Below are 21819 nucleotides of genomic sequence, written 5' to 3'. Positions count from 1 at the left end.
CGCGAGCCACTTCAGGCGGTCCCTGCGCTCGATCCGAGGTGCCCGAGGCACACCAGCAGGTTGCCGGCGTGGTTGTTCAGGCGGTCGTAGACCGTCATGGCGTTGACGATCGCGGCCACGTCGCCGGCCCCGAAGGCCGCGGCCGCATCCCGGGCGGCGATCTCAAGCGCGCGGAAGGTGTCCACCGCCTCGCGACGGTAGACCTCCGCCTGTCCCTGCATCGCGTGGGATGCGGTCGGCACGTCCGGGGCGTCGGAGCCGTCCGGGGCTGGGCTCAGATCATCGGGGCGCATCATGCCGCCTTCCTGTGATCGCCGCGGGCGGGCGGCTTGGCCTTGCCCCGGTCCCCGCCGCGGGGGAGCGGCGCCGGCTCCCGCGACGAGACGGCGGCGATGGCGCTCATGATCCCCGGTTCGACGGGGCCCGACACCTGCGGGGGGCGACCCGCCCGGCCGGAAGCCCGCACCGTGGCGGCGGCGTCGGCGGTCGCCCGCCCGTAGTCCACGCCCAGTATGTCGCCGATGCCGATCGGCCCGACCGCCTCGGGGTGCCGCTGCGCGACCTGATCCGCGAGGAGGCCGATCTGGGTCCGGTCGTCGCCCTTCATGTTGTACGCATGAACCGGCGTGCCGTCGGCCAGCGCGCCGACCTCCCGGATGTTCTCCTTCAGGCGCTCGTCCGAGCCGAGCAGGCCGCCCAGCAGGCCCCCGCCGAGGGTCGAGCCGCCGCCGGTGCCGAGACCCAGGAGCCCCGTCCCGAGGCCGAGGATGGTCTGCAACGGGCTCTGACCGCTCGTGCGCCGCTGGCTCGTGCCCTGAGTGACCGTCGTCCCGCCCTGCTGGCCGATCGCCATGGGATACGAGGCGTATTGGCCAAGAAGTTGCCACGGCCGCGTTTGCGTCTCGTTGAAGTAATCCTGCGCGGAGTCGAGGCTTTGCTGCATGTAATCGCGCTGCAATTGGCCCACGCCGAGAAGGTTCTGAGCGGGCGCGTAGCGGAGCGCGTCAAGCGCCGGCAGTAGGCCCGCCGCCTGTAGCGCCTGCCCCTGGCTCGACAGGGCGGTGCCGACCCTGTTCTGTTCGTTCGCCATCGCGTTGGTGGTGCCGCGCTCGTAGGTGCCGAGCGCCGTCTTGGCCTTGTCGAGCTCCAGCCCGCTGTTGAACTCGTCGCCGCCGAGGATCTGGCCGAGCACGCCGGCCTCTTGGGCGGTCTGCGCCTGCGCGACTCCGGCGCCGGCGAGACGCTGCGAGTTGTTGGTCGACTGGACCCCCGAAATCGCGTCCACGATGCCAGAACCGAGCTGTGTTCCGGCCTGCCGCGCGCTGTCGATCTGCGAGTTCGCGGAAAGCTGGCGGGTCCGCTCCTTGTCGTACTGATCGGCGAACAACGCGCTCTGCGTGTCGTTCACAGCCTTCGTGGTCGCGCCCGCGAAGTTGCCGGAGCCGTAGCGGCCGGAGGCGGCATAAGCCTGCTTGGTGGCGTTCAGGGCGTTGTCGGCCGAGACCTGTGCGAGTTTGCTCACCCACGGGTTCGCCGTCGGGTCGAGGTAGGCGCCTGCCGCAGTCGAGGACAGGTTGGTCTCCGCCGCCGACGGCGCGAGCGCGCGGCTCAGCAGCGAGCGTAGATCCCCCTCGGTGGTCAGATCCCGCGCGCCGGACATGAACGCGTTCGCGGTCTGGTTGACCGCGCTATTCGGGTCCTTGAGGCGGTCCGCGAGGCCCTGGAGCTGCGCGGTGCTCACGCCCTTCACCGCGGCGAGGTTGCCGAGCGCACCGACGGTGCCGGCAGACAGCCCGTTGCCGTCGAGCGCGGGGCCGTTGTAGCTGACCCCGCCGCCGGACCCCATCAGGTTCTGGAGGAAGTTGACGCCGACCGGGCCGGCGTTGTCCGCCGCCGCTTGGTCGCGCGTCGAGATGATGCCGCGGGACTGATCCTCGGTCAGCCCGGCGACGCGCTGGCCGCCGTAGATCTGGCCGCCGACGCCATTCGTATAGAGGGCGTCGGCATCGGTCAGCGCCCGCTGGAGGCCCGGGATCGCGGGATCCCACGGGTTACGCGTCGAAACCTGAGTGCTGTTCTCGGTCTGGGTTTGACCGCCCCCCATCGCGCCACCCATCGCTATACACTCCCATTGGGTTCGGGCGCGGTGGGCCGGCCGCCGGCCTCGCGCAAGAAAGTTGCGGTGGGACCACAGAGCGCGATCGCGCTGTTGAAATCGTCGACCCGGGCGAAGATCTCGGCCGGGTCCGCGCCCGCCTCGATCAGCTCCACCGCACCGTCGAGCGCGTCGCGGCAGTGGCGCAGGCCGAGCAGGAAGGCGCGCCACGTCTGAGGGACCGTGAGCGCACGAGAGCCCGGAGCGTCGGCGCGGGGCGTGAAGGTGGCGACCTCGCCCATCAGGCCGCCAACGGTAGCGTGACCGCGGGCGCGGCGGGCGGCGGGGGCGGATCATCGGACGAGTTGAGCGCGGACCGCACGGCCCGGCGCAGGAACGCGCTGACCGACACACCCGCGCGTTCGGCACCGGCCGCCAGCGCGGCGTCGAGGTCCGCGTCGGCGCGGAACAGTCGGATACGGGTCAATGTGCCAGCGCGCATCGTCATTTCTCGCGAGAGCCACGAGTGTAACGCGCAACCGGGGGCGCTGGTAATACAGCCGTTGAGGTCAATACCGAGATAGAATGTCTTCTGAGTTTGCCGGTGTCACCAGCGTAATATTTTAGGCCGCACCCCTCAGAAGTTCGGCGACGACCTCTCGGCTCCGGGCCTGGACATCAGGCCCTGCAGTGGCGGCCGCCATCTCGGACACGGTAGCCGCGATGGTGGGGTCGTTGCGCGAGGCGGCGATCAGGCGCCCGTACAGTGTTCCTAGTTCGATCGCCTTCCGCATCTGCTCCAGATCGATATCGGAAGGCTTCAGCCCTAACTTTTCATCTGAGAAATGGGCGGATCGCGCGGCGTCGAGGCACGCCTGAACTGCACCCCGGGTGTATACGTCTACGTCCCAGTGCTTTCCAGTGTAAGCCATGACTGCGCCGACGGCTGCACTAAACGATCGGATCATCTCCGCCGTCTTTTCGTCACCGAGTAGCGCATTCGCTACCGCATTTGAACGTTCTGCAAATCTATTAGCATCCAATATACGATAGCCTGCGTCAATACGATACTCTATTTCTTGCGCAACAGACCGGCCATTAGCCTTAGCTTCCGCCTCAATCCTGTCTTTAGCAGATTTCGTCGTGCGAAAGCCGATCGAAAACCGCTTGCCCTCGGTTTCAGGCGCCAACTGCCGCACGACTGTCACCCCTGTCTGCCGGGGCAATCCCCGTATGTCGAGACAGGCCTACTCCGCTGACGGGGCGATCGTCAACGAAAAAACGCTATACGGGGGACAGCGCATGACTTGCGTGACGAGCGTCTGATGTCCTATGAAAGCGCTACCCCCGATCTAGCAGAGGGCGACATGCAGTCGAACGAGCCCACCCCCGCGCTGAAGCCCGCCGCCGTGCCCGCGGGGCGCACGCCGCGCGACGACGTGTTCACTAGGATCAAGCAGGGGAAGAACGTCCGCGTAGCCCCTCTCGCGGAGGCGATCGGCATGAGCCGGGGCGGCCTCTATGGGGCAATCGACGCCGGGGACGTGGAGGCCGTGAAGATCGGCCGCGCCGTCTTCGTGCCCGCGCACGTCGCCCGCAAGCTGCTGGGCCTGCCGGCGCACTCCCCCGAGACCGTCGCCGCCTGATCCGCGATCGGCGGGATGGGTGACGTTCGAACGTCACCCTCGCCCGCCGGCCGGACCTTTCCGCGCCGATCCGGCCGGCGCGATCACAGGACCCCAGACATGAGAAACCCCGCGACGCGCGGGGCGAACGCAGGGCTCTCGAATGCTGCTGTGGCGGCTAGCGTCGAGAGATTTACGGCGTCTCGTCCCCTTCGACAAGACCTCCACCTCGCCCGACGGTTCGGCATCCCGCCGGCCACGGCCGCCGCGATCGCCGAGTTGGCGTTCCCCCAAGTCGACACCTGGAGGGCGCGGGCATGAAGGCGCCCGCCGCCATCCCGAACGGGCGCGCCATCGCGCCGCTCGTGTTCGACCACATCAACGAGGCGGCCAGCACGGCCGCCGCCTACGCCGACACCGTCGCGACCTTCGCGGCGATCGGCGACATTAGAGGCGTGGCCTATGGGCTGCGCTCCGCCGCGGCGGCGCTTGCAGCCGCCAGCGCGGCCGCCCAGAGCCTGCGTCCCTCCTCTCCGGATGGAGGGGCAGCATGAGCACCTTCCGCCACGTCGCCACCGTCAAGAAGAACCAGGCCGAAGAGGTCCGGATCTGTCTCACCGAGTATGGCGAGCACAAGCTCGTCGATGTCCGGGTCTGCACCACCACCGAACGGTTCGGCGGGACGCTGGGCCCCTCCCGGAAGGGCTTCAGCCTGTCCCGGGCGAAGCTCCCGGCCCTGATCGCTGCCCTCCAGAAGGCCGAGCGGGAAGGAGGCGCCCGATGAGCCGCCTCATCCGCCCGCCGCGCAAGGCCCGAGCCTGCGCCAACTGCCAGCACTTCGCCGCCAACGGCACCGCCTTCGTCTACGGCGGCCGGGGCATCCTCGGCGCGATCGGCGAGCAGGCCCGCGGCGAGTGCCGCGCCAAGCCCCCAGGCCGAGACCGGAAGACCGGCGATGCCGTGTGGCCCGACGTGGTCGCATCCGATTGGTGCTCGGCCTTCGCCCGCCCCGAGACCGTGAAGCGCGAGGAGGCGGCATAGATGGGCGCCGTCATCGCCTTCCCCGCGAGCCGGGTCGCCCTGGTCAACGACCGCACGCCCCGGGCGGATCGGGTAAGCGTCGCTCCGCACGGAGTAGCGTGGGCGGCTTGGCTGCACTTTCCGTCCGGCCGCACCGTGGCGCTGGAATACGGCGCGACCCGTGACCATGCCCTGGCCGACGCGCAGCGTTACTGCCGTCGGGTCGGCGTGCCGCTCTACATCCGGGATAGGCCCCTCGACGCAGAACCGGGCAACCCGCGGCTGCGCGGGAGGATCTACATCTGGTCTGGCCCCGGCGGCCTCGGCGGCTGGCACGTCGAACATGAGAGCGAGCACGGCGACAGTTCCGCGCTCCTCGTGACCTCCTTCGACCTTAACGAAGCCCGAGCGCTCGCCCGTGAAGCCGCCCGGGCCCGCGGCGCGTCGTTCGACGACCCCGGACCAACATTTGGAGGCGCGGCATGACAGGCGAGCCGATCCGCTACGTCCGCACCAAGGACGCGCAGCAGGCCGTCGAGGGCCGCGAAGTCGAGATCGTCAACGCTCTCGGCATCCCGTGGCAGGCCGGCCAGCGCCATCACATCCGATGCCCCTACCCGGGCCACGGCGGCGCCGACGACTGGCGCCTCAACAGCAAGGGTCGGGCGATCTGCACCTGTACGGACCGCAAGACCGACAGCGTGTTCGACATCGCCGGCAAGGTCGAGGGGTTGGACTTCGAGGCGTCGAAGATCCGGTGCGTCGAGATCGTTGGCCGCGTCGACCTGATCCAGGAGAAGGCGGCCGACGGGCCGCGACAGGCCACGGACGCCGCGGCGCTGCTGAGCGCCCGCCCCGAAAACCGCGACGATGCCCTGCCCCGCGCCTACCTCGCTCACCGCCTCGGGATCGAGGCCGACACGGTGCTGATGCCGACCACACCCGCGGTTGGTCTCCGGGCGCTGGGCTACTACGACCCGCCGAAGGGCAAGGGCACCGGCAAGCCAGTACACGTCGGGGACTATCCCTGCGCGGTGTACGGGCAGACGGACGCCGCAGGCCGCCAGCACGCGCACAGGATCTACCTCAAGGCCGAGGGGCGAGGGAAAGCCGACCTCGGCATGGCCGCCAATGGCACGGTCCGCGAGGCCAAGAAATCGGCCAAGCGCGTCGGGGAGGAGAGCACGGCCGGTCGCGTCGTGACCTGGGGAGACCCGGCGCGGTCCCCCTGGTGCATCATCGCGGAGGGCATCGAGACCGCCTCGGCCGTCGCCCATGCTTTCCGGCAGGAGATCGAGGCCAAGGCCCTCTACGTCGCGGCAGGAGTCAACGCGGGTGGGATCGAGGCGTTCGCGCCCTGGCCTGAGACCCGCCGCGTCACGGTCGCCGCCGACCGGGACGAGATGGCGAAGATCACCGCTCCGAACCCAAGCCGGCGGGGCGAGCGCGCCGCACGCACATTCGGTGTCCGCCACCATGAGCAGGTTGCTGTGGCCTACGCCCTGGCTGGCGAGCCCGGTAGCGCGACCGACTGGCTCGACATCCACACCGCCGGCGGCCCGGACGCGGTACGGGCTGGGATCCTGGCCGCCCAGGCGTTCGAGCCGACGGCGCAGGAGGCCGACGGGGAACGGGACCGCGTCGAGGGCCTGGACGAGCTGCAACGGGTCGAGGGCGAGTACCCGCTGCCCCACCTTGAGGGTCTGACGCTGGCCTACCAGCGCACCAAGACTGGCCGGGTGTGGGTGCATCAGGCGGTCAAGGTCGGCGACGCCATGGAGATGATCCCGGTCGCCTCGCCCTTCGGCGTGCTGGCCCGCCTGCGGTTCGCTGACGATGACGACGCCTATGGCCTGCGGCTTGTTGTAGAGGACATGGGCGGCCGCCGCCGCAACATCGACGTGGACCGGGGCACCTTCGCCCGGCAGGGCGCGGCCGAGACCCGATCCGTCCTGTTCGGGTGCGGTCTGCGCACCGAGGGGGACGGCGAGCACATCGCGGTCAAGGCACTGAAGGCGGCGGACCCCCGGCACGAGATCGCTGTCGTTCGCCGACCCGGCTGGCACCACGGGGAGGACGGCACGGCGCCGTTCTTCGTCTGCCCAGACGGCCAGATCATTGGGGCGGGAGACGGCGGGCTCGAGTTGTCAGTGAACGCCCGGATCGGCGCGACCGTGGCGCGGGGGGGCACGATCGAGGCGTGGCGCGAAGCGGTCGCCGCGGCGTGCTCTGCCCCCCGGTGCGAACACTGGATCATCGGCGCCATCGCCGGCTTCTGCGCCCCGATCCTGTCGCTCTGCGGCATGGACACCTGCGGGATCAACCTCTCGGGCATGACCTCCGGGGGCAAGACGACAGCTCAGCGCCTCGCGGTCTCGGCGTGGTCCCGCGCCGCGCTCGACCAGCGGGATAGCCTCTTGCAGAGCGCCAGAGCCACCGCGAACGCCGTCGAGCTGATGGCGGCCCGGTCCAACGGGACTGTCCTCGCGATGGACGAGCTAGGACACGTCGTCGGCAAGGAGTTAGGCCGGATCATCTACAGCCTCGCCTCCGGGGTCGGGAAAGGCCGCATGGGGGCCGACGCGCAGCGCCGGACCTCGCACACATGGTCGACCTTCATCCTGTTCTCGGCGGAGAAGTCGCTTGAGGAGAAGGTCCGCAGCGACGGCGGCGAATGGGCCGGCGGCATGGCGGTCCGCATCCCGGACATCGACATCTCGGGCATCAACCGCGCCGTCGATCAGGGCGTTCTCGACAGCATTGCCACCGTCGACCGCAACCACGGGCACGCCGGGCCGGCCTTCGTCGAGGCGATGATCGCCGCAGGGCTTCACCTACGCGCACAGGACATCCGGCGCGGCATCGACAAGTCCGCCCGGGCCATCGCCGGACCCGAGGCCGACGGAAAGCACGTCCGGGCCGCCCTGCCCTTCGCCATCCTAGACACGGCCGGGCGCCTCGCCCAACGGCTCGGCATCCTACCGCAGGAGGTGGACGTGGCCCGCGCCGTCCGGTGGGCGTGGAGCCGGTTCGCCGCATCGTCCGACGCGGTGGCGCTCGACCCCGAGCAGCAGGCCACCACCAACCTTCGGGCCTGGATCGCCGAGCGGTGGGGGTCGAGCATCCACCCGACAGTACCTGACGACAACGGCCGCGCCCCGATGCGCGATGCGCTCGGCTGGTTCGACGACAGCACGGTCTACGTCCCCGCGCACCGTATCGTGGAAGCGGCCGGTGGCGCCCTCAAGGAGATCGAGATCGGCCGGGCGCTGGACGCGCAGGGCTTCATCGTCAAGACGCACGGCAAAGACTGTTTCTATGTGTCCTACGTCCCGCGCATCGGAAAGCTGAAAGCCTACGCCCTCACCCGGCGGGCCTTCGGACGATCGGACGAGGTCGAGACCGCCTTCGGCGTGTACGCAGGAGGCCGGGCATGATCGACCTGTTCGCCCTGTTCCAAGAGGCGCACGAGCAGCATGAGGCGCCCGCCGATCCCGGTTTTCCGGTTCTCGACAGGGACCAACCGGAACGCCAAGCCGCTGACTGTAAAGACATTTCCGGGATTTCCGGGATTTCCGGTCGGCAAAAACAGGCGCATGCAAATCCCGAAATTAGAAACGTCCAGGCGTGCGCGGGCGCGCGGGCGAGCGGGCGCGCGCGAGGGGTATATGCGGGGACACCGGAAATACCGGAAACCCCGGAAAAGCCTGCGCCGGCAGAGGGATACCTTTCCGGTTCTCTCTTGAGAAATCCGGAAAAAGAGAGGGAAACCGGGAAAGTCGGGCCGCTGCCGGCCGTGGATGGCCTCGCCCTCTGGCGCGCCGGCCTCGCCCGCCTCGACCCCGCTCGGCCGCCGTGCCCTGGCTATCGGATCAACGATCGCACTGGTGCGCAGTCCGGCGAGTGGTCGCGCGTCCTCGCGCGCGCCGTCGCGTTCCTCAATGAGTTCGGTGAGCAGGCCGAGGCTCTGGGCTGGACCGCCCCGCGGTTGTTCGGCGCTCACGCCGAGGCCGGCATCGTCCGCGTCGATGCCTGCGGGGCGCTCGCCCTGCCGATCGGCGGCGCGGTCCGCGCAATCACGGCGACGGAGATCTCATTCGGCCACCTGACCTACCGCGAGAAGCCCGGCCAACCCGAGGGCCTGCCCTGGTGGGAGTTCGGCCGATGATCGCCCCCGCCGACCGCTGGGGGCCCTTCGCCCTCGACCTTGAGCACGCAGAGCAGCGTGCCCGGCTGCGCAGCCTGCGCCAGACCGCGCGCCTTCTCACGGGCCCCCGCGCCGCCGACCTGTGCCGGCTCCTCGCCCGCGCCGAGACCGACCCGAACGCCCTGGAGCCGGCGAGCCGCGCCCTCAACGCGATGGCCGCCAACGACCGCCGCCAGATCTGGGCCGCCTACGCCGCCCTCGCCCGAGCAGCCTAAGGATTTGCCATGCCCGAGCCCATCCCCTTCCCCGGCACTGTCCGTGCCATCGGCGAGACCTTCCCCGCCCCGATGATCCGAGTCGGTCGGGAGGAGGCCGAGCGTCGCGGCATCACCCCAGCCGCTATCGACGCCGTGACGCGGCACGATCGCCGCCTCGCCACGTACATGCTCGGGCAGCTCGGCTCCCAGGACCCTGATCACCGCCGCTCCGGCGAATTCGGCCTGCGCCGCCTCATCGGCAGCATGGAGCGCGCAGCGTGAGCCAGCCCGCTCCCAGCATCGAAGCCGCCGCCGATGCCCTCCTGCGCATCGTCGTGCGGGGCGAGCGTGACCGCTCCGCCGCCGCCAAGCCCGAGTGGTGCACCGGCCGCTCCTGGGTCGATACCCTGCCGCCCAAGGCCACCGATGCCCTCGACGTGCCGGGTCTCGCCGCGGACCCGGTCGACACTGCCTGCCGCGCCGACCTGTGCCGGATCGGCCACGTGCTCCACGCCGCCAACCCGAACGAGGACTTCGTCGCCCTCACCGTCGAGGTCGCCAAGATGGACCCAACCCATGCGGGCTGGCGCTCGATCGTGCTGGAGATGGCGTGGAGCGGCATCGGGGGCGCGGCATGAGCCGTCCTGCCCTGGCCTGCCCGGCCTCGTCAGATCGTCTCGTAGGCGAACATGACCGCGATCACCGACAGGCCGACAAGCCCGAGCGCGAAGCAGGCGTCGGCCGAGCGCTCCAGCCGCAGGGCGTGGCCGGTGTCGGCGGCGCGCCGCAGGGACAAATAGGACGCTACCGCGCTCGCCAGGAACAGGACCGCGGTGAGCGACGCGTACTCGTCGACGTGGCTCGGGCCGGCGCGCGTCTCGTAGATCTTCACGAGCCCGATCAGCGTGACGCACACGCCGACCATCGTGCCGGCGGCGGGCAGGATGTGGTGCGACAGACCCGGCTTGCCGGGTCCGTTGGCCCGCTGTCTCTCCATCGTGCGACTTCCCCGCGAGCAGCCCGGTGGCTCCGCGGATCGCCTTCCGATCACGTGCGGGCCGCAGGCCGCATCGACTGTCGCACCGACCGCCTAACCGTTTGGGTAGATCGCCAAGAGGCCGTCCGTCTCGTCGACCGCGGCTTCGAGAACCGCGAGGATGTCATCGAGCTTGATCGCCGCGGCGTTCAGAGCTTCTGTGCGCGACCGATCGGGGTTCGTGGGACCGTTCAGCTCGCTGGCCAACCCGTCGCTCACGCGGCGCAATTCGGCGCGCATCGCCTCGGTTGCCGCTCTGAGGAGGGCAGGATCGGCTTGCACCAGCGAGCCGTCCGGAGCGCGGCGGTCGAGCAGACGCGCGAACGTCGACATGCTGACGGACAGCCGGTGCACGTCGCTCGTAGCACCGCCGGCCACCCCGATATCCATCGCTGCCCCTTCACCCATCAGTGGATCGCGTCAGACCGTACGACGAACATCACCGGCGCCTCGGACAGCCGCACCAGGGCTTGTGCGCTCTTGATCGCGTCGACCGTCGTCTCGGGCGCGCCGCGCAGGTACGCGTCTCGTTCCAGCCGATCCAAATGCCCGGCGAGGCTGACGGCGGGAGGCCCGCCGAGCAGGCTGACCAACTCGTCCATGAAGGCACAGGGGGCAGGGGCGCCTACGGCGGGTCGCATACGGCGGATCCTCCTCCACGACGGTCAGCGGCTCGGACAGGCGGCCACGATGTTGGACGGCGCGGCCTGGAGCACGTTCATGAGGAGGTACGCTGGGGGCCGACCTCACAAGGATCAGTTAACCACACCCCCCGTTCGCCCTTCACTGTCGGCGTCAATCGAAGGATGCAGCCGTGAGCCGCGCTACCGTCGCCCCCAAGCCCGTCACCGCGGCCTCGGTCATCACCCTCCTCGACGCCATCGAGCGCCACGGCCTCGGTGCCTCGGCCGCCATCGCCTTCCGCTCGGCCCTGCGCCGCAAGGGCATTGAGGCGGACGCCGCCGGTGGCCTCCAGGCCCTCGACACCCTCATGGACGAGATCGCCGAGGCCGAACCGGAGCGCGCCGACGCTCGCGCTGCCCTCCTCCGCAGCGCGTGGGGCGAGCTGCTACCGTGACGGCCGATCTCATGGCCATCGTCAGGGCGTGCGCTCCGCTCCTACTGGATCGACGTTTTCCCGCTCAGCGCCGACCCGGCCGCCCTGATCGTCGTTCCTGCCTTCCACACCGCGATGGCTCTCGTCTGCGCGTCCTCCGCCGACGCGCCTCGCGTTCGCGCCGTGTTGTCCAGCGAGGCGACCATGCGCTCTTCGATCAGACGCAGCAGATCCCGCGTCGCCTCTGGGTCGATGCGCATCAGCACGCCGGTCACATCGAGGAAGGCGTCCGCCAGCAGGTCGAACGCCATCGCATCGACGCCGGAGCCGTGATCCTGTTTCACCTTCGCCATTGCGTGCCCGGTCTCAGGTCTGAGCCGGGCTGCGATTTGGGTACGGGCGTCTCCGGGTGCCACGCGAGCGGTTGCCGGTTCGGCGGCGATGTCACGCCGAGCGCCCGCCTTTGTGGCCTACCCGCCGTGCTGACCAGCCCAGCCCCGCGCCTCTGGCGGCGCATAGTGTTCGCTGATGTCCTCGGCGGTCAGCACGCCGCCCGTACTCTCCCGGACGATCTGGGCAATGGCCTCGTCGTCGCGCCCGGCGGCGCGCAACTGCTCGATCTCGTCCGAGATCATCGCCACGAACTGCGCGACCGGGAACGCCTCAGGCGGCAGGTCGAGGGCGGCGCGCAGGGCCGTGTTGGCCTGGGCCGCCTGTTCGGCCGTGAAGGTCGGGTCGGGATCAGGCATTTCAGCGGGCTCGGTTCGGTTGGTCCATCCGCCCATCAGAGGCGAGGCGCGCTTTGATGTCCAACGCCATGACCCCGCGCGAGCAGGCCGCCTTCGCCGCCGGCATCGAGACCGCCCGCCAGATGGCGATGGCTGCGGCCGTGACGCTGGAGATCCGTGACGACGCCCGCGAGGTCCGCCAGCAGGCCGCAGCCGCCGCCCTTCAGGGGCTCGCCGAGGGGCTGCGCGTTCTGATGGCACTGCCTAAGGAGCCCCAGTCGTGAAACCTCATAGCCGGTGCTATCTATCATCCGACCTGTTCTTGGCCTGTTGTTTACAGGCCGCCCGCCCGGAAGCTTGACCGATGCCCAGAGAGGACAGCCAGTTCGGAGAAGGCCGCTCCGGCAACCCCGCCGGTCGCCCCAAGGGCTCCCGCAACCGCTCCACCCTCGCCCTGGAGGCGATCTTCGAGGGCGAGTCCGAGAAGCTGTCCCGCCGCGCGATCGAGATGGCGCTGGAGGGCGACGGCCCGGCGATGAAGCTGTGCCTGGACCGCCTCTTAGCGCCTCGCCGCGACCGCAGCGTCACCTTCGACCTGCCACCGATCGACACCGCGGCCGACCTGCCGAAGGCCACCGAGGCGCTGCTGCGGGCCGTGGTCAACGGTGACATCACCCCCAGCGAGGCCGCCGACATCGGCAAGGCCGTCTCCGCCCACATCGAGGCGATCACCGCGGCCGACCTGCACCGGCGCCTCTCCGAGATCGAGGACGCCCGGCGATGAGGCTGCGCGAGTTGGAAACCCGCATCGTCAAGCTGGAGCGCGACCCCAGCTACAGCGCCTTGGCGCGCATGTCGGAGGAGGAGTTGGAGCATGAGGTCATCCGGCACATGAACCTGCTGGCGGCCGACTTCCCGACCTACGACGCGATGATCGCCAGCTACGCGGCTTCGCCGGAGCCGTTCGAGCAGGAGGTCGCCAAGGACATGCGGACCTTCCTCGCGGACTATCTCGCCCGGCAGCCCGGCCGGGTCAGAGCCGCATGACCATGCCCGACGAGGCGAAGCTGATCGCCTACGGCGCGATGGCGCAGGGGCAACTGGAGCGGGTTCGGTCCTACCTCTCTCGCGGACGGCAACATGAGGGTCTGACAGCCGACCAACTCGCGGAACTGTGGCCCGCCACGACCCGAGCATGGGCCGCTGCACCGTTCGAGCCACCGATCGCCATGGACGATGTGCGATCCGAGTACGAGCTGCGCGGCCAGCGGCCGCCCTACGAGGTGGTTTCCGATGACATTGAGCAGGCCATCGCCGCGATCGGCGCCCGGTTCGAGAGCATGACGGGCGACGAGCGGCGCGAGGCGAACGACCGCATGGTGGCCGACCACGAGCGGAACACCCGCTCGCGAAACTGAATGCGTCGCTGGCCGCCACTCGTGGTCGCTGCGGCAGATCAGCGGTACGCTCGCCGCTGGAACGGAGGAACGGCGATGGCGAGGACTGAGCGCGGGCGATACCGGTTTGCCGTAAAGGAGGACGCCGAGGGTGTTCCGTCCCTGGCGCTGGAGCCGATAGACGATGGCATAGCTGCGTTCGGCGATGCCTATCTGTGCATTGAGCTACGGCCCGGGGTCAGCTACGACCACGCCCGGCAGATCGCGGATACTCTAAATGCCACCGCTGCCGGCTTATCGGCGACGTTTTTCGAGAAGGTGGCAGACGCCTAACGCAATCAATTCGAGAAATAGCGAGCTTGCTCGCGCCAGCTAGCCGCCGCTGTGTTTGGGCTTCTGCCCTTACCCTCGTATGACTTTCCCCTATACTCACCGCGGGCAAGCCAGACCGACTTCGACTGCTGATGCACAGACAGCGCAATCGTCTCGCCCCAGACAACAACACGGACGATCGTAGGCCACTCCAGTCGGGCAAGAACACGCTACAGAAACCCGCTCCCGGCGTGCCCCTTGAACAGGTTCGCCCTGCGAATGTACCCGAGCACCGTCGCCGGATCCCGGTGCCCCGACTGCTCCATGATCCGCGCGAGGTCTGCCCCGCGTTCCGCGGCCGTGGTGATGAACCCGGCCCGCAGGCTGTGCGCCCCGAACGCCGCCGCATCGAGCCCGGCCGCCCGGCAGTAGCCCTTCAGGATGTCTGCCACAGCCCGATCGGTCAGGCGGGGTAACTCGCCCGTCGCCTTGTCCGGCCCTCGCACGTTTCCCGACCGCGAGATGGGGCGGAACACCGGCCCCACCGTGATCCCCGCCGCGTCGAGCCACGCCCGCACCAGCGCCACCGGCCGGACGAAGCGCCCATGCGGGATCGCCTTCTCCAGGCCCCTGCCCTCCTGATCCGTCTTCGAGCGCCGGATCCGCACGCGCAGGCCCTCGGGATCCTCGACCAGATCGGCCACATCCAGCGCCACCAGCTCGGACCGGCGGAACGCGCCCGCGAAGCCCAGCGCCAATAGTGCCCGGTCCCGCTTTCCCGTCAGGGTGTCCGGCGCCCGGGCAAGGAGGATCTGCACCACGTCGACCGTTGCCGCGGCTTTCTGGTTCACGGGCCGGACGTGCAGCTTGCGCCGGGCGCCCGCCATCGTGGCCCGCACGCCCTCGTCGTCCGTCGGGTCCGGCTGGCCGGCGAGCTTGTGCGCGTAGCGGATCGCAGCGAGCCGCCGGCCGAGCGTCGAGGCCGCCCTACCCCCCTCCGCCTCCGCCACGATGAAGGCCGCGACCGCCTCGGCCGTCGCCGGCAGAGGTCGGAACCCGTACCGAACGCACCAGCCCTGAAACACCCGCGCGTCCGAGGTGTAGGCCCGCACGGTCGCGTCGGCCTTCGAGGCGCGCTGATAGGTCCGGACGAGTGCCGCAGCCTCGACGGGCAACCCACCGGGATTTCCGGGCAGTTCGGCCGGCAGGATCTCAGGCGTCGTCGGCATCGCACCCTTGTCCCGTCCCGAGCATGCCCGCGATCGTGGCGCCGATCGTCTCGTCCGCCCAGGCGTGCGGCAGTCCGAGGTAGTGGCCCGGCCTGCGGACCATGCCGCACCAGAACCGGCCCTCGCCAAATTCCATCGCGGGACACGGTCCCTCGACACCGGCGCCGATGAACTCGCGCGCGATCCCGCAGGGCTCGGCCGCGCAGCACAGCCCGCAGCCGTTGCACGGCGCGCCGACCTTCGGCTTGAGCGGCAGCCGGGCATCGCCCGTTCCGTCTATCAGGTGGATCGCTGCCATAGGCGCCGCCTACCGGGCAAACTTCCGAGAAACAGTCTTATCGGAGGTTACGCCTAGGCTGGTTGGAGCGCAAGGACATACACCCTAAACCTACACCTAAAGCGGACACCTGGACCTCAAGCTAAACTGTATCGTTGGACCTTGAGCGTACACGGTTTAGGGGAGGTGTCGGAGGTGCGGCGATGCGGGTTGTCTCGATCCTTGGGCTGAAGGGCGGCAGTACCAAGAGCACGCTGACGGCGCATCTCGCCGTCGCCGCCCACCACGCCGGTATCCTCGCGGCAATCGTGGACACTGACCCGCAGGCCACCCTGCGCATGTGGTCGACCCGACGACAGGCTGACGGGCCACCGGTCCGACCGGAGACGACGCCTGACTTTCTGGAGCCCACTCTGCGCGAGTTCGAGCGGCAGGGCGCTGAGCTCGTTCTGATCGACACCGCGGGCAAGGCTGAGATCATGGGAAAGCGGGCGGCCGAGCTGTCCGACCTCGTGTTGATCCCCTCGCGGACCTCGCTGGCCGACATGGACGCGGTTCCGACCTCGCATGCGATGGCGCAGGGGCTCGGCAAGCCGAACTTCGTCATCTTCACGGACGTGGACGTGCGGGGCGCCAAGAAGGACGTGAAGGACGCCGCCGCCGGCTTCGTCGCCCGCGGGATCCCGACCGGTCGGGAGCACGGCGCCCCCTTCGTCTGCCACCGCAAGGGCTATAAGTCCTGCCTGATCGACGGCAGCACCATCCAAGAGATTGAGCCCGGCGGGAAGGGCGCCGAGGAGATCGACGCGCTGTTCCGATGGGTGGCGAAGCAGGTCGGGCTCAAGGTGAAGCGCAAGCGCGCGGAGAAGCAGAATGGCTAAGCGGCCGAGCCTGTCCGCATCCTTCGTGGTCGGGGAGCAGCCGATCCTGGATCCTACACATCAACCTAAACTGCAAGCTCAACCTCAAAGTTTAGGTACACCTACACCTAAAGCCCGGGATCATCGGGAGAACCGGCAAGCCTTCACCGTGTGGCTTGACCGGGACCTCATCGCCCAGGTGCGCGGCCTGTCCCGTGAATTGGTGATGGAGCGCGGCCGAGCCGGCAACTCGATCGAGGCGCTGGTGACGGAGGCAATGCGCGCGATCCTGGCGAAGCACGGCCGGTAGGCGAAGGATGCGCGAGCCGGGCGAGCTGCAAACCGCGGCCGCCTGGCGAGCCGTGGCCGTCATCTAACGGGTCGTCCCTCTGGATCGCATATCGGTACGGTCGGTTATCCGTTCGGGCAGCGCAAGCATGCTCGCTCCATCACTGCGGCAGTTTGCCGGGCCAAGGACCTGGAATGCCGCGCTTTTTCTTCGACTTGGACGGCGAGATCACTTCGCGAGATCACGAAGGGCGCGATCTGCCGGATCGGATAACCGCGTGTCGGACCGCGATCGAAATCGCCACAGAATTTGCGATGACCGGCGTCGGGCTACCGAGTGGCAGTGAAGCTGTCGTGCAGGTCAGGCGCAATCAAAACGAGGTGGTGTGCACCGTTCGACTGAATTGTCGCATCGAGAGCATTTAGCCTGTGGTGATACTGAGATTGATGCGGTAGACGCATCGCCCAGTCTCGTCGAGCGCCTCCATGTTCCACACGAGGTTCGCCGCGATCCGGGCTGCCTCACGCGCTATGGCACCGCCAGCGATGCGAAGAGCCTCTTCCCGGGCGAGGGTGTCATCCGGAAGCTCGACTCCATCTGTGTCCAGAAGGGATCGTCCGTCGAACACGTTGAAGAAGAACCGGGGCATCCGAAGCTCCAGCCACTGTGCAGCTTGAAGCGACCTTAAGGCCGAGCATGACGCAAAGTTACCCACCATACTGCGACACAATAGCTTGAAGTCGACGCAGACGTTCGGTGGAATGGTGCACCCACGTCCACCTTCCGGTCTCGACCTTTCAGGCGGCGATCCTACGGTTATGCCCGGCGTGGTCCGGCAGCCCGACGCGCTCGCAATGGGGGCTTTTAGGACCCGCGCAAGTCGACCCACTCCCCTGCGACCGCCCCTATTTCCGAATAAAAAATCGGGTCCTTTTACAGGGTGCCCACCATGGCGTTGGCTGCCACGATCAGACCTTGCGAGCGGGACTCTTGAGCCCGCCCTCCGACAGCAACGGTTCGCTAACCTCACGCGCCCACCGTCGCCGCATGTCGAGGCGTATCACCCGTACCGCGCGCGCCGCCCTCTGGATCCTCGCGCTCGTGTTCTGCTGCTGGTCATCAGTCGCGCTGATGCACGCGAACCAGCCTGATCCGCAGCTCGTTGGGCCTGCGCTCATCGACGGGCCAGCCACCACGGGCTCGATCCGCCAGATGCGATGGTGTGGGGCCGCGTCTTGGTGCCGATGACCGGCAGGACTACCGCCGCAGCCCTGGCTCTGATCGAGCACCACCACGTCGAGCACGGCACGCCGTCGGTTATGGAAATGCACGACATCCGCGCGGCGATGGAGGCGCGAGGGGAGGGCGCCACCGACCCGGCAACGCTCGCTCACGACACGCTCACCGCTCTCGGCTGGCGCGTCGAGATGGTCGACGGCGTGATCTACCGGCTCGAACGGTAAGGCGGTCGGTTCGGCCTGCTCAGATCCTGATGCCGATTTCCCGGGCCCGTATCTCGCCCGTGATCCGAGCACCGTAGGCGCTGGCGTGAGCGAAGCGGGAGCGCTCGATCTCTCGTCCGTCCGCCGACGAGATCGTCCACAAGAAGCAACCCGCCTGCATGGTGCAGGGGATGACGACGATCCGGAAAGCAGGAGAGGAGCGGCGCAGCATTTCGAGATACTGTCGAGCTTCGCGGGGGGATCCAAGTCTCACGGATCCCCACGCAGGACGTATCGAGGCTTGCGCCCTTCAATTCGACGTGAGGCACCGCAATCTGGCCCGGCCCCGCCCGGATCCGATCACCAGGCGGGGAAATGACACGATCGCTCAGGCCACAACCGCACAGTCTGGGCGCCAATCAGCCCTGCGCCAATCTCCGGGTATGCGCGAGATCATGCTGGATCTGATGAGCACCATGGACGCCGCGGCGATGGCCTTGAACGCGATGGCGGACGAACTGTCGGCCGCCGCGGACTGCCTGGATGGCGAGCCCGTAGCTGAAGCCATGCGAGGACTGGCCCGGCGGCATCGCGTCGAAGCCCTGATGGTGCAAGGCCGGCTGGCCGGACTGACGGACGATTACGTCGAGCAGTTCGGGCCGATGTAGCCATCACCGCTTCGCCGCGAACTCCCAGATCGGCGGGCCGGTCTCCTGCCCTGGCTTGTCCCGGTGGGCGGTCTGGTTGCTGAGCTGCACCCCTGTCGCGTCCACGCCGGTCGCCTTCCGGCCGTTGATCATCATCGCCCCGCAGCCATCGACGCGCAGGGTGCCGTGCTGGGGGTGAACGCCGAAGAGCTGTGACGCCGTCCATCCGAGCCGATGCGCCTCCGCGCCGTATCGGTCGCAGAAGTCGATGGCTGCCTCACGCAGGGCGGCCCACTTGGCCGGCGTCAGGTAGCGGCACGGCGGCTTGTCGGCCGGGATGCCCTCGATCGCGTGGCGCCAGACATCGACAGCGCTGGGGAGGAGGGTCGGAGCGGAGCAGGCGGCCATGCGCCGGACTACGGCAGCCCGCGGCGCAGGGCCATGCGGCCTGACGCACCCTCGCGCTGCGCCATAAGTCGCACTGAGTCCGGGGATCTGAACGAAGTCCGATGCGTCATCGGCCGGGCGGTCGCCCGCCGCATTCGCTATCCCAACAGGACCTCATGCACCCCTTCCGTTGGCTTGGCCGTCTCTTGTCGGGCGTCGGGCACATCGCCACCCGCGCCGTGATCGGATCGGTAGCTCTGTTCAGCGTCGTCCTCGATCTCCTGCTGGGCATCGTGGCCCGGCTCTACGATCGGTTCGATGCTGAATGGGCCCGCATAGCACGAGAAGCGGACGAGCGGCGCACGCGGGACGGTCGGGGTGTGATTGATCCGATCACGTTGGACCGCAATCGATAATTTCTCGCGGTCGGTTCAGCCCCGCCCGATCTGCTCACGGGCTGGCGGGGGACATGCCGCTTTCGCGGCGGGGACCAAGTATGCAACACGGCCCGGGGTCAGGATGAGCGCTGGCGGTTGATCCATGATCAACGACAGCAGGCGGCAGGCTCTCATAGAGGGATGCGACCGGGGCAAGGCACCGCGGGCGCGCGTCACAGCGGCACTGGGCGATCCGAGGTCAGAAAAGGAGCTTTCTGGGTCCGCACAGATCGGCCCGTTCCCCTGCGGCCGACCTGAAGAGCGGTTTGACCGCACGGAATGAGGCGGTGGGAGAACGTTCGGTTCCACAACCCCCGGTAGACACGGTCCTCGTCTACTCAAGATCTAGTCTGACGTAAGACGTATTTTCATCGTAGCAACACGTATACGTTACCTGAAACGTCAATTGACCACTGATTAACAAAAGTCACGTACCAGCAGCGGACGATGTTAGCCGACGCATCGTGATGGACGCCTCATGCCACTCTTTGATGCCGACCTGCGTGCGCTGATGACGGCGATCGACCGATCTCGGGCCCGGGTCGAGTTCACCCCTGATGGTACGGTGCTGACCGCCAACCCTCTCTTCCTCGACCTGATGGGCTATACGCTCGCCGAGCTGAAGGGCGAGCACCATCGCCGGTTCGTCCGAGCGGATGAGCGCGACGGCCCCGCCTATCGGGCGTTCTGGGACGCCTTGCGCCGCGGCGAGGGGCAGACGCGCACGTTCCGGCGCTTGGCCAAGGACGGCCGGGAGGTGTGGATCCAGGCGACCTACAATCCCGTGCTCGGGCGTGGCGGGCGGGTGACCCGGGTCGTCAAGTTGGCCACCGACGTCACCGAGAAGACCGTCCAGGCCCTGGACCTCGATGGCCAGATCGCGGCACTTCACCGCTCGCAGGCGGTCATCGCCTTCGCCCCGGACGGCACGATCCTCGACGCCAACGCCAACTTCCTCGCCGCGGTCGGTTACACCCTCGACGAGATCAGGGGCCAGCACCACCGGCTGTTCGTCGACAGGGCCGAGCAAGCCGGGGAGGCTTACCAGAGCTTCTGGGCGGCGCTGGGCCGCGGAGAATACCAGTCGGCTGAGTTCCGACGCTTCGCGAAGGGTGGGCGCGAGATCTGGATCCAGGCGACCTACAATCCGATCACCGACGCCGACGGGCGTGTGGTCAAGGTGGTGAAATTCGCAGTCGACGTGACCGCGCAAAAGCTACAGACCGCCGACGCAGCCGGGCAGTTGACGGCCGTCAACCGCTCCCAGGCGGTGATCGAGTTTGCCCCCGATGGCACGGTCCTCGACGCCAACCCGAACTTCCTACAGGCGGTCGGCTATACGATTGAAGAGGTGAGGGGTCGGCCGCACGCCATGTTCGTCGAGCCCGGCTACGCGCGGACGCCGGAGTACGTGGCCTTCTGGGACCGTCTGCGCGGCGGCGATTTCGCTTCAGGCATGTTTCAGCGCTTTGGTAAGGACGGCCGCTCGGTATGGATCCAGGCGAGCTACAACCCAATCTTCGATCCCAGCGGTCGGCTGACCAAGATCGTCAAGTACGCCACCGATGTCACCGCGAACATGGAGGCGCGCGCGGTCGCGGTGGCGGCAGCCGAGCGGACGCTCGACAGCGTCCAAGTGGTCACCGACGCGGCGGAAACCATGAATGCTGCGGCCCAGGAGATCTCGCGCAGCATGACCGAGTCCAAGGCTAGCGTGGATGAGATCCACGGACGCGCCGGCGAGGCGGATGCCGCTACCGAGCGATTGCGCGCCGCGGCGGGCGCGATGAGCGGTGTCGTCGCGACGATCTCGTCGATCGCCCAGCAGATCAACCTGCTGGCGCTGAATGCTACTATTGAGGCGGCCCGGGCCGGGGCTGCCGGGCGCGGCTTCGCGGTCGTGGCGGCCGAGGTGAAGGATCTGGCCGGTCAGGCTGCTGCGGCTACGGGGCGGATCAACGGTGAGATCGTCGGCATGCAGACCGTGTCGGACGAGGTGGCTGGTACCCTAGCCTCAATCACCGCGGCGATTGGCGCGATCAGTGGGCATGTCGATGGGGTGAGCGCCTCGACCGACGAGCAGGCGCGGGCGACGGGGGAAATCCTGGTCAGCATGCGGCAGGCGGCCAGCGGTGTGTCGCGCATCAGCACCAGCCTGGATGATTGGACGGTGGGGATGGAGGAGCGGCGTACCGACAAGCGGACTCGCGTCCTGCTACCTGCCGAGATCCACCTGCCGGGTGGTGGGCGCGTCGCTTGTTCGGTCCGTGACCTGTCGGACGGGGGCGCGCGGCTGCATGTGCTCGGGCACGCTCAGATCCCAGAACGGTTCGTGATGACGATCGACGACGAAAGGCGACGTGTCACGTGTGAGATCCGCCACAGGGCCGGCGCGAGCTTGAATGTGCAGTTCGTGCAGCCCGTCGAGGGCAAGATCGCTCGTGCGGTCGGCCACTGAAGCCCGACGATGCGGGGATGTCTTCGCTTTCGAGTCCTGCGGTTCGGCCCCGCCCGATCTGCTCACGGGCGGGGGAACCCCGGATCTCACCAGCGCCGGGCCGATACGCAACGTGGCCC

The 21819-nt window shown here is 68.5% G+C and carries 38 protein-coding genes; 23 read left to right on the top strand and 15 right to left on the bottom strand.

The genetic code is table 11. The annotated features are described in order from the left end of the window. Positions 1-11 precede the first annotated feature (11 nt). The 5 genes from Q8W71_RS27345 to Q8W71_RS27325 all read right to left on the bottom strand — a co-directional run bounded on the left by Q8W71_RS27345 (position 12) and on the right by Q8W71_RS27325 (position 3294). On the bottom strand, positions 12-296 hold the full coding sequence (locus tag Q8W71_RS27345; RefSeq protein WP_305528567.1) for a hypothetical protein: 285 nt from the start codon (positions 294-296) through the stop codon (positions 12-14). Then, a complete protein-coding gene (locus Q8W71_RS27340; protein ID WP_305528566.1) occupies positions 293-2116 on the bottom strand; it encodes a tail fiber domain-containing protein in 1824 nt (607 codons plus the stop codon). The genes Q8W71_RS27345 and Q8W71_RS27340 overlap by 4 nt, the downstream gene beginning before the upstream one ends. A 2-nt stretch (positions 2117-2118) precedes the next feature. After that, positions 2119-2397, bottom strand: a complete 279-nt coding sequence (locus tag Q8W71_RS27335) for a hypothetical protein (protein ID WP_305528565.1) — start codon at positions 2395-2397, stop codon at positions 2119-2121. Then, positions 2397-2597: a ribbon-helix-helix protein, CopG family gene (locus Q8W71_RS27330; protein WP_305528564.1), complete on the bottom strand. Its 201-nt coding sequence runs from the start codon at positions 2595-2597 to the stop codon at positions 2397-2399. The genes Q8W71_RS27335 and Q8W71_RS27330 overlap by 1 nt, the downstream gene beginning before the upstream one ends. 121 nt (positions 2598-2718) lie before the next feature. After that, complete coding sequence (locus tag Q8W71_RS27325) at positions 2719-3294, bottom strand: hypothetical protein (RefSeq protein WP_305528563.1); 576 nt, start codon at positions 3292-3294, stop codon at positions 2719-2721. 126 nt (positions 3295-3420) lie between these two features. Here Q8W71_RS27325 and Q8W71_RS27320 point away from each other — a divergent pair, with 126 nt between their 5' ends. The 10 genes from Q8W71_RS27320 (at position 3421) to Q8W71_RS27275 (ending at position 9782) form a co-directional block, all read left to right on the top strand. Further along, a complete protein-coding gene (locus Q8W71_RS27320) occupies positions 3421-3741 on the top strand; it encodes a hypothetical protein (protein WP_305528562.1) in 321 nt (106 codons plus the stop codon). Between the two features lie 296 nt (positions 3742-4037). After that, positions 4038-4274 carry a hypothetical protein gene (locus Q8W71_RS27315; protein WP_305528561.1) on the top strand — a complete coding sequence of 79 codons (237 nt, stop codon included), beginning with the start codon at positions 4038-4040 and terminating at the stop codon, positions 4272-4274. Beyond that, positions 4271-4504 (top strand): PC4/YdbC family ssDNA-binding protein, encoded by a 234-nt coding sequence (locus Q8W71_RS27310; protein WP_305528560.1) that lies wholly within the window; start codon positions 4271-4273, stop codon positions 4502-4504. The genes Q8W71_RS27315 and Q8W71_RS27310 overlap by 4 nt, the downstream gene beginning before the upstream one ends. Then, entirely contained in the window at positions 4501-4761 is a 261-nt protein-coding gene (locus Q8W71_RS27305; RefSeq protein ID WP_305528559.1) for a hypothetical protein, read from the top strand. The genes Q8W71_RS27310 and Q8W71_RS27305 overlap by 4 nt, the downstream gene beginning before the upstream one ends. After that, the gene (locus Q8W71_RS27300) at positions 4762-5226 is read left to right on the top strand and encodes a hypothetical protein (protein ID WP_305528558.1); all 465 of its coding nucleotides are present in this window, start codon (positions 4762-4764) and stop codon (positions 5224-5226) included. It abuts the gene before it with no gap. Continuing rightward, positions 5223-8177: a DUF927 domain-containing protein gene (locus Q8W71_RS27295; RefSeq protein WP_305528557.1), complete on the top strand. Its 2955-nt coding sequence runs from the start codon at positions 5223-5225 to the stop codon at positions 8175-8177. The genes Q8W71_RS27300 and Q8W71_RS27295 overlap by 4 nt, the downstream gene beginning before the upstream one ends. Beyond that, positions 8174-8908, top strand: coding sequence for a hypothetical protein (locus tag Q8W71_RS27290; RefSeq protein WP_305528556.1), 735 nt, complete (start codon positions 8174-8176; stop codon positions 8906-8908). Before Q8W71_RS27295 ends, Q8W71_RS27290 begins: the two co-directional genes overlap by 4 nt. Next, the gene (locus Q8W71_RS27285) at positions 8905-9162 is read left to right on the top strand and encodes a hypothetical protein (RefSeq protein ID WP_305528555.1); all 258 of its coding nucleotides are present in this window, start codon (positions 8905-8907) and stop codon (positions 9160-9162) included. The genes Q8W71_RS27290 and Q8W71_RS27285 overlap by 4 nt, the downstream gene beginning before the upstream one ends. A 9-nt stretch (positions 9163-9171) precedes the next feature. Continuing rightward, a complete protein-coding gene (locus Q8W71_RS27280) occupies positions 9172-9426 on the top strand; it encodes a hypothetical protein (RefSeq protein ID WP_305528554.1) in 255 nt (84 codons plus the stop codon). Then, positions 9423-9782: a hypothetical protein gene (locus Q8W71_RS27275; RefSeq protein ID WP_305528553.1), complete on the top strand. Its 360-nt coding sequence runs from the start codon at positions 9423-9425 to the stop codon at positions 9780-9782. Before Q8W71_RS27280 ends, Q8W71_RS27275 begins: the two co-directional genes overlap by 4 nt. Positions 9783-9811: 29 nt before the next feature. Here the strand turns inward: Q8W71_RS27275 and Q8W71_RS27270 are convergent, their stop codons facing one another. The 3 genes from Q8W71_RS27270 to Q8W71_RS27260 all read right to left on the bottom strand — a co-directional run bounded on the left by Q8W71_RS27270 (position 9812) and on the right by Q8W71_RS27260 (position 10782). Then, positions 9812-10141: a hypothetical protein gene (locus tag Q8W71_RS27270; RefSeq protein WP_305528552.1), complete on the bottom strand. Its 330-nt coding sequence runs from the start codon at positions 10139-10141 to the stop codon at positions 9812-9814. A gap of 93 nt (positions 10142-10234) precedes the next feature. After that, positions 10235-10570, bottom strand: a complete 336-nt coding sequence (locus tag Q8W71_RS27265; protein WP_305528551.1) for a hypothetical protein — start codon at positions 10568-10570, stop codon at positions 10235-10237. 17 nt (positions 10571-10587) lie between these two features. Further along, a complete protein-coding gene (locus Q8W71_RS27260; RefSeq protein ID WP_305528550.1) occupies positions 10588-10782 on the bottom strand; it encodes a hypothetical protein in 195 nt (64 codons plus the stop codon). 212 nt (positions 10783-10994) lie between these two features. Between Q8W71_RS27260 and Q8W71_RS27255 the strand changes: the two genes are divergently transcribed. Then, a complete protein-coding gene (locus Q8W71_RS27255; protein ID WP_305528549.1) occupies positions 10995-11258 on the top strand; it encodes a hypothetical protein in 264 nt (87 codons plus the stop codon). Between the two features lie 41 nt (positions 11259-11299). Here Q8W71_RS27255 and Q8W71_RS27250 read toward each other — a convergent pair whose 3' ends face one another. Next, positions 11300-11590, bottom strand: coding sequence for a hypothetical protein (locus tag Q8W71_RS27250; RefSeq protein WP_305528548.1), 291 nt, complete (start codon positions 11588-11590; stop codon positions 11300-11302). Between the two features lie 117 nt (positions 11591-11707). Beyond that, positions 11708-11986, bottom strand: coding sequence for a hypothetical protein (locus Q8W71_RS27245; RefSeq protein WP_305528547.1), 279 nt, complete (start codon positions 11984-11986; stop codon positions 11708-11710). 56 nt (positions 11987-12042) lie between these two features. Here Q8W71_RS27245 and Q8W71_RS27240 point away from each other — a divergent pair, with 56 nt between their 5' ends. The 5 genes from Q8W71_RS27240 (at position 12043) to Q8W71_RS27220 (ending at position 13695) form a co-directional block, all read left to right on the top strand. Next, the gene (locus Q8W71_RS27240; RefSeq protein ID WP_305528546.1) at positions 12043-12249 is read left to right on the top strand and encodes a hypothetical protein; all 207 of its coding nucleotides are present in this window, start codon (positions 12043-12045) and stop codon (positions 12247-12249) included. Between the two features lie 80 nt (positions 12250-12329). Further along, the gene (locus Q8W71_RS27235) at positions 12330-12749 is read left to right on the top strand and encodes a DUF5681 domain-containing protein (protein ID WP_305528545.1); all 420 of its coding nucleotides are present in this window, start codon (positions 12330-12332) and stop codon (positions 12747-12749) included. Further along, on the top strand, positions 12746-13012 hold the full coding sequence (locus Q8W71_RS27230) for a hypothetical protein (RefSeq protein WP_305528544.1): 267 nt from the start codon (positions 12746-12748) through the stop codon (positions 13010-13012). Before Q8W71_RS27235 ends, Q8W71_RS27230 begins: the two co-directional genes overlap by 4 nt. Next, the gene (locus Q8W71_RS27225; protein ID WP_305528543.1) at positions 13009-13383 is read left to right on the top strand and encodes a hypothetical protein; all 375 of its coding nucleotides are present in this window, start codon (positions 13009-13011) and stop codon (positions 13381-13383) included. The genes Q8W71_RS27230 and Q8W71_RS27225 overlap by 4 nt, the downstream gene beginning before the upstream one ends. Positions 13384-13458: 75 nt before the next feature. After that, complete coding sequence (locus tag Q8W71_RS27220; RefSeq protein ID WP_305528542.1) at positions 13459-13695, top strand: hypothetical protein; 237 nt, start codon at positions 13459-13461, stop codon at positions 13693-13695. 209 nt (positions 13696-13904) lie between these two features. On the opposite strand, the gene Q8W71_RS27215 is transcribed toward Q8W71_RS27220, so the two are convergent. Further along, positions 13905-14903: a site-specific integrase gene (locus Q8W71_RS27215; protein WP_305528541.1), complete on the bottom strand. Its 999-nt coding sequence runs from the start codon at positions 14901-14903 to the stop codon at positions 13905-13907. Further along, on the bottom strand, positions 14887-15201 hold the full coding sequence (locus Q8W71_RS27210; protein WP_305528540.1) for a hypothetical protein: 315 nt from the start codon (positions 15199-15201) through the stop codon (positions 14887-14889). Before Q8W71_RS27210 ends, Q8W71_RS27215 begins: the two co-directional genes overlap by 17 nt. A gap of 182 nt (positions 15202-15383) precedes the next feature. Here Q8W71_RS27210 and Q8W71_RS27205 point away from each other — a divergent pair, with 182 nt between their 5' ends. From Q8W71_RS27205 to Q8W71_RS27195, 3 genes are all read left to right on the top strand, one after another. Further along, the gene (locus tag Q8W71_RS27205; RefSeq protein WP_305528539.1) at positions 15384-16061 is read left to right on the top strand and encodes a nucleotide-binding protein; all 678 of its coding nucleotides are present in this window, start codon (positions 15384-15386) and stop codon (positions 16059-16061) included. After that, positions 16054-16350, top strand: a complete 297-nt coding sequence (locus Q8W71_RS27200; protein WP_305528538.1) for a hypothetical protein — start codon at positions 16054-16056, stop codon at positions 16348-16350. The genes Q8W71_RS27205 and Q8W71_RS27200 overlap by 8 nt, the downstream gene beginning before the upstream one ends. A 173-nt stretch (positions 16351-16523) precedes the next feature. After that, positions 16524-16754 (top strand): DUF6894 family protein, encoded by a 231-nt coding sequence (locus tag Q8W71_RS27195; protein ID WP_305528537.1) that lies wholly within the window; start codon positions 16524-16526, stop codon positions 16752-16754. Here Q8W71_RS27195 and Q8W71_RS27190 read toward each other — a convergent pair. Continuing rightward, a complete protein-coding gene (locus Q8W71_RS27190; protein ID WP_305528536.1) occupies positions 16751-16978 on the bottom strand; it encodes a DUF6894 family protein in 228 nt (75 codons plus the stop codon). The two genes, Q8W71_RS27195 and Q8W71_RS27190, sit on opposite strands and share 4 nt — an antisense overlap. Positions 16979-17573: 595 nt before the next feature. Between Q8W71_RS27190 and Q8W71_RS27185 the strand changes: the two genes are divergently transcribed. After that, positions 17574-17792 (top strand): hypothetical protein, encoded by a 219-nt coding sequence (locus Q8W71_RS27185; protein WP_305528535.1) that lies wholly within the window; start codon positions 17574-17576, stop codon positions 17790-17792. 19 nt (positions 17793-17811) lie between these two features. Here the strand turns inward: Q8W71_RS27185 and Q8W71_RS27180 are convergent, their stop codons facing one another. Continuing rightward, positions 17812-18003 (bottom strand): hypothetical protein, encoded by a 192-nt coding sequence (locus Q8W71_RS27180; protein WP_305528534.1) that lies wholly within the window; start codon positions 18001-18003, stop codon positions 17812-17814. 211 nt (positions 18004-18214) lie between these two features. On the opposite strand from Q8W71_RS27180, the gene Q8W71_RS27175 reads away from it, so the two are divergent. Then, entirely contained in the window at positions 18215-18439 is a 225-nt protein-coding gene (locus tag Q8W71_RS27175; protein ID WP_305528533.1) for a hypothetical protein, read from the top strand. Positions 18440-18442: 3 nt separating this feature from the next. Here the strand turns inward: Q8W71_RS27175 and Q8W71_RS27170 are convergent, their stop codons facing one another. Beyond that, positions 18443-18826, bottom strand: coding sequence for a hypothetical protein (locus Q8W71_RS27170; RefSeq protein ID WP_305528532.1), 384 nt, complete (start codon positions 18824-18826; stop codon positions 18443-18445). 155 nt (positions 18827-18981) lie between these two features. Here Q8W71_RS27170 and Q8W71_RS27165 point away from each other — a divergent pair, with 155 nt between their 5' ends. After that, complete coding sequence (locus Q8W71_RS27165) at positions 18982-19221, top strand: hypothetical protein (RefSeq protein ID WP_305528531.1); 240 nt, start codon at positions 18982-18984, stop codon at positions 19219-19221. A 499-nt stretch (positions 19222-19720) separates the two neighbouring features. Continuing rightward, a complete protein-coding gene (locus tag Q8W71_RS27160) occupies positions 19721-21700 on the top strand; it encodes a PAS domain-containing protein (protein ID WP_305528530.1) in 1980 nt (659 codons plus the stop codon). The last annotated feature ends 119 nt before the right edge of the window (positions 21701-21819 follow it).

Origin of the sequence: Methylobacterium amylolyticum (assembly GCF_030700245.1) — a bacterium.
In the GTDB taxonomy this organism is placed as follows: Bacteria; Pseudomonadota; Alphaproteobacteria; order Rhizobiales; family Beijerinckiaceae; genus Methylobacterium.
Note: the sequence above shows the minus strand (reverse complement) of the source record. Positions and strands in the feature narration are given on the sequence as shown.

What these genes read in the sequence shown, in the direction of transcription:
- Q8W71_RS27345 (WP_305528567.1), bottom strand. Translation starts at nt 296, where the DNA reads ATGATGCGCCCCGATGATCTGAGCCCAGCCCCGGACGGCTCCGACGCC.
- Q8W71_RS27320 (WP_305528562.1), top strand. Translation starts at nt 3,421, where the DNA reads ATGTCCTATGAAAGCGCTACCCCCGATCTAGCAGAGGGCGACATGCAG.
- Q8W71_RS27200 (WP_305528538.1), top strand. Translation starts at nt 16,054, where the DNA reads ATGGCTAAGCGGCCGAGCCTGTCCGCATCCTTCGTGGTCGGGGAGCAG.
- Q8W71_RS27280 (WP_305528554.1), top strand. Translation starts at nt 9,172, where the DNA reads ATGCCCGAGCCCATCCCCTTCCCCGGCACTGTCCGTGCCATCGGCGAG.
- Q8W71_RS27235 (WP_305528545.1), top strand. Translation starts at nt 12,330, where the DNA reads ATGCCCAGAGAGGACAGCCAGTTCGGAGAAGGCCGCTCCGGCAACCCC.
- Q8W71_RS27330 (WP_305528564.1), bottom strand. Translation starts at nt 2,597, where the DNA reads ATGCGCGCTGGCACATTGACCCGTATCCGACTGTTCCGCGCCGACGCG.
- Q8W71_RS27340 (WP_305528566.1), bottom strand. Translation starts at nt 2,116, where the DNA reads ATGGGTGGCGCGATGGGGGGCGGTCAAACCCAGACCGAGAACAGCACT.
- Q8W71_RS27285 (WP_305528555.1), top strand. Translation starts at nt 8,905, where the DNA reads ATGATCGCCCCCGCCGACCGCTGGGGGCCCTTCGCCCTCGACCTTGAG.
- Q8W71_RS27215 (WP_305528541.1), bottom strand. Translation starts at nt 14,903, where the DNA reads ATGCCGACGACGCCTGAGATCCTGCCGGCCGAACTGCCCGGAAATCCC.
- Q8W71_RS27250 (WP_305528548.1), bottom strand. Translation starts at nt 11,590, where the DNA reads ATGGCGAAGGTGAAACAGGATCACGGCTCCGGCGTCGATGCGATGGCG.
- Q8W71_RS27245 (WP_305528547.1), bottom strand. Translation starts at nt 11,986, where the DNA reads ATGCCTGATCCCGACCCGACCTTCACGGCCGAACAGGCGGCCCAGGCC.
- Q8W71_RS27295 (WP_305528557.1), top strand. Translation starts at nt 5,223, where the DNA reads ATGACAGGCGAGCCGATCCGCTACGTCCGCACCAAGGACGCGCAGCAG.
- Q8W71_RS27335 (WP_305528565.1), bottom strand. Translation starts at nt 2,397, where the DNA reads ATGGGCGAGGTCGCCACCTTCACGCCCCGCGCCGACGCTCCGGGCTCT.
- Q8W71_RS27290 (WP_305528556.1), top strand. Translation starts at nt 8,174, where the DNA reads ATGATCGACCTGTTCGCCCTGTTCCAAGAGGCGCACGAGCAGCATGAG.
- Q8W71_RS27270 (WP_305528552.1), bottom strand. Translation starts at nt 10,141, where the DNA reads ATGGAGAGACAGCGGGCCAACGGACCCGGCAAGCCGGGTCTGTCGCAC.
- Q8W71_RS27305 (WP_305528559.1), top strand. Translation starts at nt 4,501, where the DNA reads ATGAGCCGCCTCATCCGCCCGCCGCGCAAGGCCCGAGCCTGCGCCAAC.
- Q8W71_RS27220 (WP_305528542.1), top strand. Translation starts at nt 13,459, where the DNA reads ATGGCGAGGACTGAGCGCGGGCGATACCGGTTTGCCGTAAAGGAGGAC.
- Q8W71_RS27205 (WP_305528539.1), top strand. Translation starts at nt 15,384, where the DNA reads ATGCGGGTTGTCTCGATCCTTGGGCTGAAGGGCGGCAGTACCAAGAGC.
- Q8W71_RS27160 (WP_305528530.1), top strand. Translation starts at nt 19,721, where the DNA reads ATGCCACTCTTTGATGCCGACCTGCGTGCGCTGATGACGGCGATCGAC.
- Q8W71_RS27230 (WP_305528544.1), top strand. Translation starts at nt 12,746, where the DNA reads ATGAGGCTGCGCGAGTTGGAAACCCGCATCGTCAAGCTGGAGCGCGAC.
- Q8W71_RS27225 (WP_305528543.1), top strand. Translation starts at nt 13,009, where the DNA reads ATGACCATGCCCGACGAGGCGAAGCTGATCGCCTACGGCGCGATGGCG.
- Q8W71_RS27210 (WP_305528540.1), bottom strand. Translation starts at nt 15,201, where the DNA reads ATGGCAGCGATCCACCTGATAGACGGAACGGGCGATGCCCGGCTGCCG.
- Q8W71_RS27310 (WP_305528560.1), top strand. Translation starts at nt 4,271, where the DNA reads ATGAGCACCTTCCGCCACGTCGCCACCGTCAAGAAGAACCAGGCCGAA.
- Q8W71_RS27265 (WP_305528551.1), bottom strand. Translation starts at nt 10,570, where the DNA reads ATGGATATCGGGGTGGCCGGCGGTGCTACGAGCGACGTGCACCGGCTG.
- Q8W71_RS27175 (WP_305528533.1), top strand. Translation starts at nt 18,215, where the DNA reads ATGCGCGAGATCATGCTGGATCTGATGAGCACCATGGACGCCGCGGCG.
- Q8W71_RS27240 (WP_305528546.1), top strand. Translation starts at nt 12,043, where the DNA reads ATGTCCAACGCCATGACCCCGCGCGAGCAGGCCGCCTTCGCCGCCGGC.
- Q8W71_RS27190 (WP_305528536.1), bottom strand. Translation starts at nt 16,978, where the DNA reads ATGCCCCGGTTCTTCTTCAACGTGTTCGACGGACGATCCCTTCTGGAC.
- Q8W71_RS27185 (WP_305528535.1), top strand. Translation starts at nt 17,574, where the DNA reads ATGACCGGCAGGACTACCGCCGCAGCCCTGGCTCTGATCGAGCACCAC.
- Q8W71_RS27165 (WP_305528531.1), top strand. Translation starts at nt 18,982, where the DNA reads ATGCACCCCTTCCGTTGGCTTGGCCGTCTCTTGTCGGGCGTCGGGCAC.
- Q8W71_RS27170 (WP_305528532.1), bottom strand. Translation starts at nt 18,826, where the DNA reads ATGGCCGCCTGCTCCGCTCCGACCCTCCTCCCCAGCGCTGTCGATGTC.
- Q8W71_RS27195 (WP_305528537.1), top strand. Translation starts at nt 16,524, where the DNA reads ATGCCGCGCTTTTTCTTCGACTTGGACGGCGAGATCACTTCGCGAGAT.
- Q8W71_RS27260 (WP_305528550.1), bottom strand. Translation starts at nt 10,782, where the DNA reads ATGGACGAGTTGGTCAGCCTGCTCGGCGGGCCTCCCGCCGTCAGCCTC.
- Q8W71_RS27315 (WP_305528561.1), top strand. Translation starts at nt 4,038, where the DNA reads ATGAAGGCGCCCGCCGCCATCCCGAACGGGCGCGCCATCGCGCCGCTC.
- Q8W71_RS27180 (WP_305528534.1), bottom strand. Translation starts at nt 18,003, where the DNA reads ATGCTGCGCCGCTCCTCTCCTGCTTTCCGGATCGTCGTCATCCCCTGC.
- Q8W71_RS27300 (WP_305528558.1), top strand. Translation starts at nt 4,762, where the DNA reads ATGGGCGCCGTCATCGCCTTCCCCGCGAGCCGGGTCGCCCTGGTCAAC.